This is a genomic window from Marinobacter nauticus, assembly GCF_003634635.1.
Lineage (GTDB): Bacteria > Pseudomonadota > Gammaproteobacteria > Pseudomonadales > Oleiphilaceae > Marinobacter > Marinobacter nauticus.
In genome coordinates, this window is the sequence record NZ_RBJB01000004.1 from 574402 (window position 1) to 587904 (window position 13503).

A 13503-nucleotide genomic window follows, 5' to 3' on the forward strand; every position below is an offset into this window, starting at 1 on the left:
GTTATCCCTTCCGCTTGAACATATTCAGCATGCGATCCGTCACCAGAAAACCGGCCACGATATTGATGCTGGCCAGGGTGACAGCGATAAAGCCCAGCACGCCGGCGACATTAGGCGACAGCTCTGTGCTACCCGCGCTGATGATGGCGCCGACAATCACGATGCCGGAGATGGCATTGGTGCCGCTCATCAACGGGGTATGAAGCGTGGGCGGAACCTTGTTGATCAGTTCTACCCCGACGAACAATGCCAGAATGAAAATGGTAAAGCTGAGTGCAAACAGTTCCATCAGTCCGTGTCCTTTTGGGTTGAAGTTTGCGGAGTGTCTCGAGTCTCGGCGTTGTGGCGGACGCTGCCGTGCTGGACCACCAGTGTGGACGCAACAATCTCGTCCTCCAGCTTGGGCACCACACGACCGTCTTCGGTCATGTTGAGCAGAAAGGCGGTAATATTGCGGGTGAGCAGCTGGGAGGCATGCACCGGTACGCGGGAGGGGTGGTTGGCATGGCCCACCAGGGTAACGCCGTCTACATCCACCTTCTGGTTCAGAACGGTGCCGTCCACGTTGCCACCTTTGTCGGCCGCCAGATCCACGATCACCGAGCCGCTCTTCATGCGGTGGATCATTTCCTGGTCAATCAGTTTGGGAGCCGGTTTTCCGGGCACCGCCGCCGTGGTGATCACCAGGTCGGCGCGGGCGACGCAGTCTGCCAGTTGCTGTCGTTGGGCGGTGTAGAACGCCTCGCTCTGCGCCTTGGCATAACCGCTGTCTCCGGTGGTATCGGATTCAGGCACTTCGATTTCAATGAAATCGGCGCCCAGGCTCTCCACCTGCTCTTTCACCTCAGGGCGAAGATCGTAGGCCTCGACCACTGCGCCCAGACGGCGGGCGGTGGCAATGGCCATCAGACCTGCAACACCGGCGCCAATGACCAGTACCCGGGCCGGATGAATGGTGCCGGCGGCGGTCATCAGCATGGGGAAGTAACGGGGCAGGGCCATAGCGCCACTGAGGACGGCGCGGTAGCCGCTGATGCCCGCCATGGCACTCAACACGTCCATGGACTGGGCGCGGGTGGTTCTGGGCACCAGGTCCAGGGCAAATGCCTGTACGTTTTGCCCGGCGAGCTGTTCCAGCAGCGGTTGGTTGAACCAGGGATCGAGCAGGCAGATCAGGGTGGCGTCTTGCTGAATCAGTCGCGCTTCCTCTGAGGAGGGCGCCCGAACCTTGAGGATGACTGTGGCCTGACGATATAAGGCGTCGGCATCGTCGGCGATGATGGCCCCGGCGTGGCGATAGTCGTCATCGGTGAAATGGGCGGCACTGCCAGCGCCACTCTCGACCACCACCTCGTAGCCGGCCTCCAGCAGGGTGGAAACTCCGGATGGGATAATGGCCACACGGTTTTCACCGTCTTGTCGTTCTCTGGGAATCCCTATCATCATGCGTACAGGCTCCGTTCAGTTTGAGTTTGTTCTGCCCCGGTGTTCAGTCCCAGGGTGTTAAGGGTGTAGCGGCGGACATCGGCCAGCAGTTGGCGGTTGGCCTGAAGCGATTGACCGTAGCTCGGAATCAGCGATTGCAGGGTTTGCAGCGGTTGGCCCTGAATCAGCTCCGGGAAACAACGTTCTATAACCTCCAGCATTGCGGAGACGCAGGTGGAGGCGCCCGGTGAAGCGCCCAGCAGGGCTGCCAGGGATCGGTCCTCAGTGCTCAAAACCTCGGTGCCGAATTCCAGACTGCCCCGGCCCGAGGCCGTTGGTTTGATAACCTGCACACGCTGCCCGGCCCGCACCAGTTGCCACTGAGCCGGGTCCGGGTCCTCAATAAAGCGCGCCAGTTCGCCGAGGCGGGCTGATTTGGGGCTGAGGGCTTCTTTGATCAGGTATCGGGTCAGCGGCCAGTTGTGCACGCCAACGTCGATCAGCGGCCGCAGGTTGTGGCTGCGAATTGAGCGGATCAGGTCCGAGCGATCGCCGCTTTTGAGGAAGCGGGTGGTAAAGCCAGCGAAGGGGCCGAAGAGCAGGGCCGCCTTGCCATTGATAAAGCGGGTGTCCAGGTGGGGCACTGACATGGGTGGGGCGCCCACCGGTGCCTGGCTATAGACCTTGGCGTTGTGTGACAGGGCCATGTCTTCGTTATTGCAGGCCAGCCACAGGCCGGACACCGGGAACCCCCCGTAGCCGCGAATTTCCGGAACTCCGGTCTTCTGCAGCAGTGACAGGGCGGCTCCGCCCGCGCCAATGAACACAAAGCGGCTGGTGATGCTGCGTTTCTCGCCGCTGTTCAGATGATGCAGGTGCACGCGCCAGCCGCCGGGTTCGCGCTTGATATCGTTTACCTGGCACTGGAGCTGGATATCACAGGCGTTGTGCTGCGCCAGGGAGCGCCCGAGCAGTCGGGTCAGTGCACCAAAATTGACGTCACTGCCGTGGGCGACGCGGGTAGCTGCGACCGGTTCAAAGGCTTGCCGGGTACCGTGGATCAGCGGGAGCCAGCGAGCGAGGGTGTCTGGTTGATCGCTGAACTCAATCTCCTGAAACAGCGGTTGGCCCTCGAGGGCTCTGTGGCGGGTTTTCAGAAAATCACAGGCCTTGGCGCCCTGAACCCAGCTCAGATGTGGCACCCGGCGAATGAAGTTGGCCGGTGCGGGCAAGAGCCCCTTCTCAACCAGGCTGCTCCAGTACTGAAGTGAGAGCTCGAAGCGCTCGTTGATGGCGAGCGCCCGCTCTACGGAAACGCTGCCATCGGGGTTGGTGGGGGTGTAGTTGAGTTCGCAATAACCGGCGTGACCCGTGCCGGCGTTGTTCCAGGCGTCCGAGCTTTCGCCGGCCAACTGTTGTCCCTGTTCGACCAGGGTGATCGACCGGGAGCTGTCCAGTTGCTGAATCAGAGAGGCCAGCGTGACGCTCATAACGCCGCCGCCAATCAGAAGAATATCGGTATCAAAGCCCGCCATGGGTATGCCCCTTTCAGTAGCAAACGAACAAAGGGGGCATACTTTAGTCTAAGGCGGTTGCCGCAAGAATCGTATTTACTGAGGCAAATACATCGAAAAAATCGATCTATTTAGTGCCGAAGCCGCGACCATTCAGGAATGCTTTTATGTGCGGGCGCAGTTTTGAGGTAAACAGTGGCTTCAGCTGTTCGGACCAGGTGGTGTCCTTGTTGCTGCTGCTTCTGGCCTGGTAATACTGATTCATGGTCTGGTCGAAACGGGTCATCAGAGTGGTGTCATCGGCATCAGTGTAGGCGTCTTCTTTCAGAATCGCGGAAAGTGGCAGCCGGGGCTTAACTTCCGGGTTCTGATCGGGGTAGCCGAGGCACATGCCAAATACCGGGTAGACATGTTCCGGCAGTTTCAGAATCTCGCTCACGTCCTGCGGGTTGTTACGAATACCTCCGATGTAACACAGTCCCAGCCCCTCGGATTCCGCAGCAATGGCGACATTCTGTGCCATCAGGGCGGTGTCGATGGTGGCAACCAGCAGTTGCTCGGTCATACCTCGTATCACCTCGGCACCGGCCCGCTCAGCGGCTTCGGTCGCTCGTTTCATATCGGCACAGAACACCAGGAAGTCGGAACTGTTGGCGACATAGGGTTGGCCGCCGGCCAGTTCGGCGATCTTACGGCGGTTCTCCGGGTTGACCACATGGATGATGGAGTAGGCCTGAACGTGATTGGAGGTGGCGGCACTCTGGCCGGCACGAATCAGCTCTTCGAACAACTCCCGTGGGACCTGCTGGTCCTTGAACTTGCGGATAGAGCGGTGGGATTTCAGAAGTTCAATGGTCGGATTCATAGCCTCTAGCCTGTCTCTAAGAAAGAAAACAGACGATAGCTTGCTCATCAGCAACCGCACAAGCGGACAAAGGTGGGTAGTTGTCCGGATGGTATGACTTTCGCCAGACAAAAAAGGCGCGCCGGGAAGGCGCGCCTTTGAGGGTGAATGCAGAGCCCGTGCTTTACGGGATCATGTCCACCGGTTTGGGGGTATTGGCCGTGCTTGGCGGCAGTACCGGATAAGTTACTTCCGGAACATTGCCGGTCAGGGTCTTGAGGAAGGCGACGATGGATTTCACTTCGTCGTCGTTCAACTCGGTACCCAGCTGGGCAGTACCCATCACCGCAACGGCTTCTTCCAGGCTCCAGACGGCGCCAGAGTGGAAATAGGGCGCGGTCAGCTCGATGTTACGCAGCGGAGAGGCGCGGAACACATACTCGTCAGACGCGGTTTCGGTGACAGAGAAGCGGCCTTTGTCGCCCTCTGGCAGGATCTCGGCACCAGGCTTGGCAACCAGTCCGAACGGATAGTAGTTCTGGCCGCCGAGGTTCACACCACTGTGGCAGGCGGTACAACCGCGGTCCATGAACAGGGCCAGGCCTTCTTTTTCACTCTCGTTCAGAGCGGAACCGTCGCCGCGCAGGTACTTATCGAAAGGTGCTTCCGGGGTGATCAGTGTCGCTTCATAGGCTTCAATGGCCACAGCCATATTGTCGAAGGTAACCGGATTTTCCTGGCCCGGGAAGGCGTCCTCAAAGCGCTCGATATACTCCGGCATACTCTTCAGGGTAGCCACCACCCGGTCTGGCGTGCTGCTCATCTCGACACCCGCCTGTACCGGCCCTTTGGCCTGCTCGGCCAGGTCGGCGGCACGGCCATCCCAGAACTGGGCCGCGTTAAACACGGCATTGAACACGGTCGGCGAGTTCCGGGGGCCTTTCTGCCAGCCATGGCCGATCGAGGTGGGCAGCTCGTCATCACCCCCCAGTCCCACGTTGTGGCAGGTGTTGCAGCTGATCAGGTGGCTGGAAGACAGGCGCGGTTCAAAGAACAGCATCTTGCCCAGTTCAACCTTGGCCTGGGTGAGTTCATTGCCATCAATCACCGGTGGGTATTTTGGAATGGGCTCGAACATGCTGTTGGCCCGTTCCATCAGGTTGTCCGCCATGGCGGAGCCCGCCACCACACCCAGACTGAGGGCGAGTGCTTTAACCAATGGACGCTTGATCATATCGCTTTCTCCTTATGAGAACGGCTTGGTCTCTCTCTGATTCAAACTTAACAAAACGTTCAGAATTCGCACGGGGAATCGGAAAGAGTCGGGCTGATAATTGATGTCTATCAATTTTGGGTTTGCGACGACGGCCAGCACTGCCGCTGCGGCAATTGGCCGCGTGAACTCGACGGGCAAGTTCCTGTCAATTGACTGGTTATATCGTTATTCTAAAATGACATTCTAGTCAGAAAAGCAGGAGTGCAAGGCATGAAATCGATACTTGTGTCTGTGTTGTTGGTGTTGGGCCTTGCGGCTACAGCACAAGCGGAGGAGGCTCTGTCCGTTACCCCGGAAGAGACCTGGGAAATGGTTCAGGAGCAAGGTGACAATCTGCTGTTCATTGATGTCCGGGATCCGGTGGAAATCATGTTCATCGGCTTTACCGATGCGGTAGACCGAAACATTCCGTTTCAGCTGGTGGATCGTACGCGCTGGAACGATGAGAAAGGCGTATTCGCCATGGACATCAACGAGGATTTTGTTGCCCAGGTTGATGCCGCGCTGAAGGAAAAGGGACTGACCCGGGATTCCCTGATCATCACCATGTGCCGCTCTGGTTCCGCCCGCGGCAAGCCCAGTGCTGATTATCTGCTGGAGCGGGGCTTTACCAACGTGAAGTATATCGACAACGGCTTCCAGGGCAGTACCGTGAAGGAAGGCGAAAAGAAGGGATTCCGTGTGCAGAACGGCTGGCAGAACTCCGGCCTGCCCTGGTCGACCAAGGCCAACCCCGAGAAAATCTATCGTCCGTGATAGCGACGACGCCCGCCTGCATTGGGCGGGCGTCACTGCCCGGTTTCACTCCTCCACGCAGATTTCCCGCCGCCGCACCGCAACTGCGGTTCTGATCACCAGCCCGGTAATCAGCAGGCAAAGCACGACCAGCAAGAGCAGCCCCAACCATTTCAGGAAGACAAGCCCCAGGCTTTGATGCATCAACAGCGTGGCAATGGTGATTGCCGCCATGGGGAATGAATAGGCCCACCAAGACAGGGCGAACGGGACTTTGATGAATCGGGACGCCTGGGTAAACAGCATCAGGGTAAGGAACAGTGCGCTGTAGTAGAGAATTCGAGCAAAAGCGTCCACCTCTCCTCCGTTCAGCTGTAACCAGGACACCATTCCGACGCCGGGTGGTGCTATCAGGATAAACAGCGTAGGCAGCAGTTTTCCGGGTAGCGGTTGATGGAAGAACATGCGGTTAAAAATAATGGTCAGCAGCACCAGCCAGAACACCAGCCCGATACTGAAAAAGAACCAGGAAATTTCCACCGACGCGTGATGCACTCCGGCGACGGGTACCAGGATGTTGCCCACAATCGGGATGAACCAGGCCGGGTTCATATGGTTAATCTCGAAATGGGTGTGATGGATCCAGATCGACAGCACATACAGCGTGAAGCCGAAATGCAGCACAGTGCCGGCGGTCCAGACAATCTGTGACAAGCCCGGATAATGAGGCAGAAGGGCAATGCTGATCAGTATCAGGCCAATCGAAATGGTCGGAAAAAAGTTGAGTTTGACCGGATGGCTCAGTTCAGCTTTGACACTGGCGGGGTGTCTGGCCAGTTTTAACAGGTAGAGGCCGGCCAGCGTGGCGAACACGGCCACGGTCAATGCCAGAAGTGCAGGGCTTGGGTGAATGCTCCACCCGAGTATCGCCTCTGCCCTGTGCAGGGCAATGGTCAAACCGGCAAGCCCCATGACTGTGGCAAACCAGGAAACCGGGAAGTTCTGTAGCCGTGAAACGTCGCTATGCGCCATCGGATACCTCGTTGTTTGCTTGTAACCAAAAGCGCCAGCCCGATAGAGGCTGGCGCATGAAAAACACCGGAACTATGTCCGGCCTCAGAAAGTGAAGGTGCGCATCTTGCGATCCAGCATCTGGCCGGCCATGGCCGGCGGGGTCGCAACGCCGACACCGTCAAGCAGATCGTCTTTGCTGTACTCGCTGTTGGGTAGATACAGCGCACAAACATTCACCGCACCACCGGCTTTCATAAGCCCGCGCAACATCTGCCCCGGAGTGACGTTTTTCGGCGCCAGGGGCTCGGCTTTATAGGCTTTCAGAGCCAGGTCGCCGGCTTCGTCGCAAAGCAGCACATTCACCTTGGCACCCTTCTGGGCCATAGTGTTGGACAGCACCATCGCCATACCCTGGGTTTGCAGGGAGTCGCTGGAGAGAATCACCAGAACCTCTTCCACGGTGTTTCCTCTATTGCCGTCTTTCGCTTTTTGATTCTCCGCCGTTGCAGTCAGTGGGGCCGCGAACAACAGCGCCAGTGCAAAGGTCTTGATGGCATTCGTCATGGGGTAACTCCTGAGTTTTGATGGTTTACATACCAATCCTAGAACCAGAGCTATTGAGGCTTCAGTGACAATGTCACTGTTCTGCACGCCACAGAGCGATAGATTGGTTTTGCTCAATGCTTTTACACGTCGCCGGGAAATCCCGCTCTGTGTAACTAGACTCAATTCAGATGCTCATCTGAGTGGATGGTGCCGATATGAACAACAAGAGAGCCCTGCGAATGCTTTTTTCGCTCAAATGGTTGGTGCTCGTTGCCAGCCTGGTATTTGCCGCGAATGGGTCCGCCTCGATAGCGCCTGTAAACGGGAAATCGACCACCACGGCAGATCACAGCAAGTTCAAGGCATTGCAGGGCCCCTTTGACCGCGCGGAAGACGTGACGGCGGCCTGCCTGACCTGCCATACCGAGGCCGGTGAACAGATTCGCCAGACTACTCACTGGACCTGGCTCTACGAGCATGACGAAACCGGGCAGACCCTGGGCAAAACCAAGGTCATCAACAGCTTTTGCGGGATGACCATTACCAACGAGCCCCGGTGTACGTCGTGCCATGTGGGTTACGGCTGGAACGATATGCGTGAGCCACCGCCGCAGGCCGAGAATGCGGTGGATTGCCTGGTGTGCCACGACACCACAGGCGAGTATTGGAAATTCCCGACGCTGGCGGGCCACCCCACCTATATTCCCCGGGAATGGCCCAAGGGCAGCGGCAAAATGGTCCAGCCGCCGGACCTGGAGCGCATTGCCCGGAATGTGGGCGCCAGTGGCCGGGCCAATTGCGGTAGCTGCCACTTCCATGGAGGCGGCGCCGACGGCGTGAAGCACGGTGATCTGGATACGTCTCTGATTAATCCACCAAAATCACTGGATGTGCACATGTCGCCGGAGGGCCTGAATTTCGGCTGTTCTGACTGCCACACCACCATGGGGCATGCGGTATCCGGCAGCCGGTACCAGGCCAATGCCCGGGATACCCTGGGCATTGATGTGCCGGGCCATACGGATTTCTCCCGGGCCAGTTGCGAGTCCTGCCATGGCCTTGCGCCCCACGACAAGCCAAAACTGAACGACCACGTAGACAAACTCGCCTGCCAGACCTGCCACATCCCGGCTTTTGCCCGGGGCGGGGTGCCCACCAAGACCTGGTGGGACTGGTCCACCGCCGGTCGGCTGGATGAAAACGGACAGCCAATAAAACAGCTGGACGACCATGGCCACCCGAGCTACCTCAGTGAAAAAGGGGATTTCCGCCATGGCGAGAATGTGGTGCCGGAGTACGCCTGGTTTGATGGCACAGTGAAATATACCCTGGCCGGGGATCCGCTGGATATCGAGAATCCGCCGGTGGCCATTAACCGGTTGGAAGGCAGCCCTGATAATGGTGAATCCCGCATCTGGCCGTTCAAGGTGATGCGTGGAAAGCAGCCGTTTGATACCGAGGGACAGACCTTGCTGGCCACCCATGTGTTCGGTGCCGATGATACCTCTTTGTGGAGCAATTTCAGTTGGGAGAAAGCCCTGCAAGCCGCCAGTGATCTGTCTGGCATGCCCTACAGTGGTGAGTTCAGCTTTATCGAAACCACCATGCACTGGCCGATCACCCACATGGTGGCACCCGCTGAACAGGCGGTGAAGTGCGGCAGTTGCCACAAGGCTGAAAGCCGTCTGGCGGGGCTGGGTGGTATTTATATGCCAGGCCACAACGGTAGTGTCTGGCTGGACCGGATTGGCTGGTTGCTGGTGGCAGCCACCCTGTTTGGTGTTCTGGTGCACGCCATGGCAAGGGTCGTGTTCAGTGGGAGGAAAGACCAATGAGCCGGGTACTGATGTTCAAACGTTTTGAGCGCTTCTGGCACTGGACTCAGGCGCTGCTGATTTTTGTCTTGCTGTTCACCGGCTTTGCCATTCATGGCAGCTACGACGTCATGCGCTTCAGTACCGCCGTGCAGGTGCATACGATGGCCGCCTGGGCACTGATTGTGCTGTGGATATTTGCCATTTTCTGGCATTTCACCACCGGCGAGTGGCGCCAGTATATTCCTACCCGGGATGGCCTGTTTGCGGTTATGCATTATTATCTGGTGGGTACTTTTACCGGCGCCGCCCATCCCTACAAAAAGACCTCAAGGGCCAAGCACAACCCGCTGCAGCGGCTGGCCTACCTGTTCTTCAAACTGATAATTTCACCGATTATCTGGGCTTCTGGTCTGTTGTATCTGTTCTATAACGACTGGCCCGCAACGCTGGCCGGCGCGCTGCAGCTGGAAACGGTCGCGCTGGTTCACACCGGTGCCGCGTTCGCCATGCTGGTGTTTGTGATTGCCCACGTTTATATGGCCACCATGGGTAAAACCCTGACCAGTTATATCAAACCGATGATTACCGGTTATGAGGATCTGGACAGTCACTGAGCCGCAGTCAGGTAAACGCCTCTCGTTTGCCTGACCGCCCCCGGCCCGACAGCCATCCCGGCCGTGTAAAGGCCACTCCCACCGCTCTATATTCCCGCCTTGTGCGCTATGAACCGCGAAGGGCCTTGTGCATCGATATATTTCATAACGATATAACGATATATCTTAAATGGTGTTAGGATTTGATATACGTCAAGATGAAATGCCGTGCGAACAAACACAAGAGGGTAGAGGCATGAACAGCAGAACAGAACCGGCGGGGGCAGACAGGCACCACACCATTGTTATCGTTGGTGGCGGCGCTGCCGGTATCTCGGTGGCGTCCAGCCTGCACAAACGGGACCGCCGTCTGGATATCGCGATCCTGGAACCATCCGCGACCCATCACTATCAACCAGGCTGGACCATGGTCGGTGGCGGCGTTTTTCAGCCGGAGGTTACCTCCCGGCCCATGTCACAGGTGATGCCGGGTTTTGTCTCCTGGTATCAGCAGGCGGTTTCGGGCGTAATGCCGGAGCAGAATCAGGTAAGGCTGGCGGACGGTTCGAGCATCTCCTATCAGGCACTGGTGCTGGCGCCGGGGCTGGAGCTGAACTGGTCTGCCATTGATGGCCTGGAATCGGCGCTCGGATGCAATGGTGTGACCTCCAACTACCGTCAGGGCATGGCGCAATACACCTGGCAAACGGTACAGGCCCTGAAAAAGGGAAGGGCCCTGTTCAGCCAGCCACCCATGCCTATCAAATGTGCCGGGGCGCCGCAGAAAGCGATGTATCTGTCTTCCGACCATTGGCGCAGAAACGGAGTTCTTGGCCAACTCGATATTCAGTTTCATAATGCCGGAGCGGTTCTGTTCGGTGTGCCGGCTTATGTCCCGGCACTTCAGGAATACATTGATAAATACGGTATTCAGGTCAATTTTCAGAGCAATCTGGTAGCTGTTAACGGCCCCGCCCGGAAAGCCACGTTCCGGCTTACGGACGCTGAAGGTAACAGTCAGGATCGGGAACTGGATTTCGATATGTTGCACGCGGTGCCGCCCCAGCGGGCGCCCGGTTTCATCCGCGAGTCCGTTCTGGCCAATGACGGTGGCTGGTTGAATCTGGCGGACGATACGCTCCAACACAAAACCTGTGCCAATGTATTCGGACTTGGCGACGTGAGCGGCACCGGTAATGCCAAAACCGCCGCAGCCGTTCGAAAGCAGGCGCCGGTCGTGGCGGAAAACCTCATTGCAAGTTTACGGAATCAGCCCCTGCCTGCGGCTTACCTCGGGTACGGTTCCTGCCCGTTGACGGTAGAGAACGGCCGCATCGTGCTGGCCGAATTTGGCTATAACGGTGTGCTTCAGCCCAGTTTCCCGCAGTGGGTAAACGATGGCACCAAAGCCACCCGCGCTGCCTGGTGGCTCAAGGCCAAGCAACTGCCCACCTTATACTGGCACGGTATGCTCAAAGGCCGGGAGTGGCTGGCCAGCCCTGCCGTCCGCGAGCATCACTGAAACCACGTTCAGAAAAGCGGCGCCCGGACAGGGCGCTCCCTCCTGTGATTCAGTCCTCCGCCCTTCATCCATAGCGAATTAATTAAAGCTTTTAATATGTCATTTACCGGAGCTATCGCCTATATCAAATTTTATATGCGTTAATGGTATATGGTTATATCTAAAAGTATGGTCTACTGAGGGTGTGAGTTAACGATACCCATGCCCGAGGAGGACACGACGATGCAAACGCCATCAGTTACTCACTTCTTCGACGAAGCGACCAACACCTTCAGCTACGTCGTTCAGGATCCTGACAGCCAGGCCTGTGCCATCATCGACTCGGTACTGGATTTTGATTACGCCGCCGGCAGGATCGACGTGCGTTCCGCCGATCAGATCATCTCGTTTATTCGGGACAACAATCTTCAGGTGGAGTGGATTCTCGAAACCCACGTACATGCCGACCACCTCTCCGCTGCGCCCTACTTGCACGAACACCTGGGTGGCAAGACCGGCATAGGCGCGAAGATTGTGGATGTTCAGGAAATCTTCGGAAAAGCCTTCAACGCCGGCACCGAATTTGCCCGGGACGGTAGCCAGTTTGACCAGTTGTTTGAGGAGGGCGACACCTTCCGGGTTGGCAACCTGGAGGGGGAGGTCCTTCACACGCCTGGTCACACGCCGGCATGCCTGACCTACGTTATCGGTGATGCGGCCTTTGTTGGCGACACTCTGTTCGCGCCGGATTCCGGTACCGCCCGCTGCGATTTCCCCGGCGGTGACGCCCAGACCCTGTACCAGTCTGTGCAGAAGGTACTGGCTCTGCCCGGCGAGACGCGGATCTTCCTGTGCCATGACTACAAGGCGCCGGGGCGGGATGAATACCAGCATGAAACCACGGTAGCCGAACAGCGCGAACGTAACATCCATGTTCGCGAGGGCATGAACGAATCCGAATTTGTGCGGATGCGAACCGAGCGCGATGCCACGCTCGCCATGCCGAGGCTGATCGTACCGTCGGTGCAGGTGAACATGCGTGCCGGGGCCATGCCGCCGGCGGAAGACAACGGACAGGTTTACCTGAAAGTCCCGGTAAACGGCTTCTGAGCTGGAGATTAACGATGAAGATTCATTTTCTGGAACCAGGATTCGCCGTGGCAGATGCGGTCGCTCCTGAGGACTTTGAGGACATTCGCCGCCAGGGCTTCCGAACCGTGATCTGTAATCGCCGCGCGGGCGAGGACGGCTACGAGGGTGAAGAAGCCTTCCGGGAAGCAGCCGCCAGCCAGGGCCTGCAGTGGTTCTGCGTGCCGGTCGCCTCCGGCGAATACACCGAACAGGATGTGGATGCCTTTGCACGGGCACTTGATGCGGCCCCTGCGCCCATTCTCGGATTCTGCCGGACAGGCCGGCGGGCGGTGCACATGTGGGCCCAGTCCCGGGCCCGGAACCCGCAATGCAATATCCCGATGTTGCTCAAAGCGGCCCATGACGCAGGCCATGAAACCCAACCCATTGAAGCTTTGTTAACCAATGCCACAAACGTGGAAACCCCGACAGGAGAAATGAAATGACGATTCGTCTTGGACAAATTGCCCCTGATTTCAACGTAGACACCACCAAAGGCCCCATGAGCTTTCACGAGTGGGCCGGCGATTCCTGGGTGTTCTTCTTCAGCCACCCGGCTGACTTCACCCCGGTATGCACCACAGAAATGGGCCGGACGGCACAGCTGGCTCAGGAGTTTGCTGCCCGCAATGTGAAGCCGCTCGGTTTGTCGACTGACTCGGTCGAAGAACATCTGAAGTGGATTGATGATGTAAACGACACTCAGAGCTGTGATCTGCAGTTCCCGATCGTTGCCGATGAGGACCACAAGATCGCTGAGCTGTATGAAATGATCCACCCGGGTGAGAGCGAAACCGCCGCTGTGCGCAGTGTGTTCATTATCGATCCGGACAAGAAAGTACGTCTGACCATGACCTACCCGATGGCGGTGGGCCGTAATTTCGACGAGATCCTGCGTGCCATCGATGCGCTGCAGACGGCCGATGCCAATAGCTGTGCATTGCCGGCGGACTGGAAGAAAGGTGGCGAGGTGATCATTCCACCGTCCATCTCCAACGAGAAGGCGAAGGACATGTTCCCGCAGGGCTGGAACGAATTGCGTCCTTACCTGCGCCTGACCAGAATCTGATTTCTGGTACTGAGGAAGCGCCCCGACCGGGGCGCCTC

At 57.8% G+C, this 13503-nt stretch carries 14 protein-coding genes; 7 read left to right on the forward strand and 7 right to left on the reverse strand.

Going from position 1 to position 13503, the window contains the following annotated elements; all coding sequences use genetic code 11:
- Window position 1: 1 nt before the first annotated feature.
- The 5 genes from C7436_RS14005 to C7436_RS14025 form a co-directional block, all read right to left on the reverse strand.
- Window positions 2-289: an NAD(P) transhydrogenase subunit alpha part 2 gene (locus tag C7436_RS14005; RefSeq protein ID WP_011783921.1), complete on the reverse strand. Its 288-nt coding sequence runs from the start codon at window positions 287-289 to the stop codon at window positions 2-4.
- The gene (locus tag C7436_RS14010; RefSeq protein ID WP_121208198.1) at window positions 289-1446 is read right to left on the reverse strand and encodes a Re/Si-specific NAD(P)(+) transhydrogenase subunit alpha; all 1158 of its coding nucleotides are present in this window, start codon (window positions 1444-1446) and stop codon (window positions 289-291) included. The genes C7436_RS14005 and C7436_RS14010 overlap by 1 nt, the downstream gene beginning before the upstream one ends.
- A complete protein-coding gene (gene mqo, locus C7436_RS14015; protein ID WP_121208199.1) occupies window positions 1443-2960 on the reverse strand; it encodes a malate dehydrogenase (quinone) in 1518 nt (505 codons plus the stop codon). Before mqo ends, C7436_RS14010 begins: the two co-directional genes overlap by 4 nt.
- Window positions 2961-3066: 106 nt before the next feature.
- Window positions 3067-3804 (reverse strand): oxygen-insensitive NADPH nitroreductase, encoded by a 738-nt coding sequence (gene nfsA, locus C7436_RS14020; RefSeq protein ID WP_121208200.1) that lies wholly within the window; start codon window positions 3802-3804, stop codon window positions 3067-3069.
- 163 nt (window positions 3805-3967) lie between these two features.
- Window positions 3968-5017 carry a cytochrome-c peroxidase gene (locus C7436_RS14025; RefSeq protein WP_121208201.1) on the reverse strand — a complete coding sequence of 350 codons (1050 nt, stop codon included), beginning with the start codon at window positions 5015-5017 and terminating at the stop codon, window positions 3968-3970.
- A 252-nt stretch (window positions 5018-5269) separates the two neighbouring features.
- Here C7436_RS14025 and C7436_RS14030 point away from each other — a divergent pair, with 252 nt between their 5' ends.
- Entirely contained in the window at window positions 5270-5815 is a 546-nt protein-coding gene (locus C7436_RS14030) for a rhodanese-like domain-containing protein (protein ID WP_121208202.1), read from the forward strand.
- 45 nt (window positions 5816-5860) lie between these two features.
- Here the strand turns inward: C7436_RS14030 and C7436_RS14035 are convergent, their stop codons facing one another.
- A complete protein-coding gene (locus C7436_RS14035; protein ID WP_121208203.1) occupies window positions 5861-6826 on the reverse strand; it encodes an SLAC1 anion channel family protein in 966 nt (321 codons plus the stop codon).
- Window positions 6827-6910: 84 nt separating this feature from the next.
- Window positions 6911-7372: a DsrE family protein gene (locus C7436_RS14040; RefSeq protein ID WP_011783928.1), complete on the reverse strand. Its 462-nt coding sequence runs from the start codon at window positions 7370-7372 to the stop codon at window positions 6911-6913.
- 197 nt (window positions 7373-7569) lie between these two features.
- Between C7436_RS14040 and C7436_RS14045 the strand changes: the two genes are divergently transcribed.
- From C7436_RS14045 to C7436_RS14070, 6 genes are all read left to right on the forward strand, one after another.
- Window positions 7570-9189, forward strand: a complete 1620-nt coding sequence (locus C7436_RS14045) for a tetrathionate reductase family octaheme c-type cytochrome (RefSeq protein ID WP_121208204.1) — start codon at window positions 7570-7572, stop codon at window positions 9187-9189.
- Window positions 9186-9785 carry a cytochrome b/b6 domain-containing protein gene (locus C7436_RS14050; RefSeq protein WP_121208205.1) on the forward strand — a complete coding sequence of 200 codons (600 nt, stop codon included), beginning with the start codon at window positions 9186-9188 and terminating at the stop codon, window positions 9783-9785. Before C7436_RS14045 ends, C7436_RS14050 begins: the two co-directional genes overlap by 4 nt.
- A gap of 235 nt (window positions 9786-10020) precedes the next feature.
- Window positions 10021-11286 (forward strand): NAD(P)/FAD-dependent oxidoreductase, encoded by a 1266-nt coding sequence (locus tag C7436_RS14055; protein ID WP_121208206.1) that lies wholly within the window; start codon window positions 10021-10023, stop codon window positions 11284-11286.
- 222 nt (window positions 11287-11508) lie between these two features.
- Window positions 11509-12375: an MBL fold metallo-hydrolase gene (locus C7436_RS14060; RefSeq protein WP_023008767.1), complete on the forward strand. Its 867-nt coding sequence runs from the start codon at window positions 11509-11511 to the stop codon at window positions 12373-12375.
- Between the two features lie 14 nt (window positions 12376-12389).
- Window positions 12390-12842, forward strand: coding sequence for a protein tyrosine phosphatase family protein (locus C7436_RS14065; protein ID WP_121208207.1), 453 nt, complete (start codon window positions 12390-12392; stop codon window positions 12840-12842).
- A complete protein-coding gene (locus tag C7436_RS14070; RefSeq protein WP_011783934.1) occupies window positions 12839-13465 on the forward strand; it encodes a peroxiredoxin in 627 nt (208 codons plus the stop codon). Before C7436_RS14065 ends, C7436_RS14070 begins: the two co-directional genes overlap by 4 nt.
- Window positions 13466-13503 lie beyond the last annotated feature (38 nt).

What these genes read in the sequence shown, in the direction of transcription:
- C7436_RS14010 (WP_121208198.1), bottom strand. Translation starts at nt 1,446, where the DNA reads ATGATGATAGGGATTCCCAGAGAACGACAAGACGGTGAAAACCGTGTG.
- mqo (WP_121208199.1), bottom strand. Translation starts at nt 2,960, where the DNA reads ATGGCGGGCTTTGATACCGATATTCTTCTGATTGGCGGCGGCGTTATG.
- C7436_RS14070 (WP_011783934.1), top strand. Translation starts at nt 12,839, where the DNA reads ATGACGATTCGTCTTGGACAAATTGCCCCTGATTTCAACGTAGACACC.
- C7436_RS14055 (WP_121208206.1), top strand. Translation starts at nt 10,021, where the DNA reads ATGAACAGCAGAACAGAACCGGCGGGGGCAGACAGGCACCACACCATT.
- C7436_RS14030 (WP_121208202.1), top strand. Translation starts at nt 5,270, where the DNA reads ATGAAATCGATACTTGTGTCTGTGTTGTTGGTGTTGGGCCTTGCGGCT.
- nfsA (WP_121208200.1), bottom strand. Translation starts at nt 3,804, where the DNA reads ATGAATCCGACCATTGAACTTCTGAAATCCCACCGCTCTATCCGCAAG.
- C7436_RS14065 (WP_121208207.1), top strand. Translation starts at nt 12,390, where the DNA reads ATGAAGATTCATTTTCTGGAACCAGGATTCGCCGTGGCAGATGCGGTC.
- C7436_RS14060 (WP_023008767.1), top strand. Translation starts at nt 11,509, where the DNA reads ATGCAAACGCCATCAGTTACTCACTTCTTCGACGAAGCGACCAACACC.
- C7436_RS14050 (WP_121208205.1), top strand. Translation starts at nt 9,186, where the DNA reads ATGAGCCGGGTACTGATGTTCAAACGTTTTGAGCGCTTCTGGCACTGG.
- C7436_RS14005 (WP_011783921.1), bottom strand. Translation starts at nt 289, where the DNA reads ATGGAACTGTTTGCACTCAGCTTTACCATTTTCATTCTGGCATTGTTC.
- C7436_RS14040 (WP_011783928.1), bottom strand. Translation starts at nt 7,372, where the DNA reads ATGACGAATGCCATCAAGACCTTTGCACTGGCGCTGTTGTTCGCGGCC.
- C7436_RS14045 (WP_121208204.1), top strand. Translation starts at nt 7,570, where the DNA reads ATGAACAACAAGAGAGCCCTGCGAATGCTTTTTTCGCTCAAATGGTTG.
- C7436_RS14035 (WP_121208203.1), bottom strand. Translation starts at nt 6,826, where the DNA reads ATGGCGCATAGCGACGTTTCACGGCTACAGAACTTCCCGGTTTCCTGG.
- C7436_RS14025 (WP_121208201.1), bottom strand. Translation starts at nt 5,017, where the DNA reads ATGATCAAGCGTCCATTGGTTAAAGCACTCGCCCTCAGTCTGGGTGTG.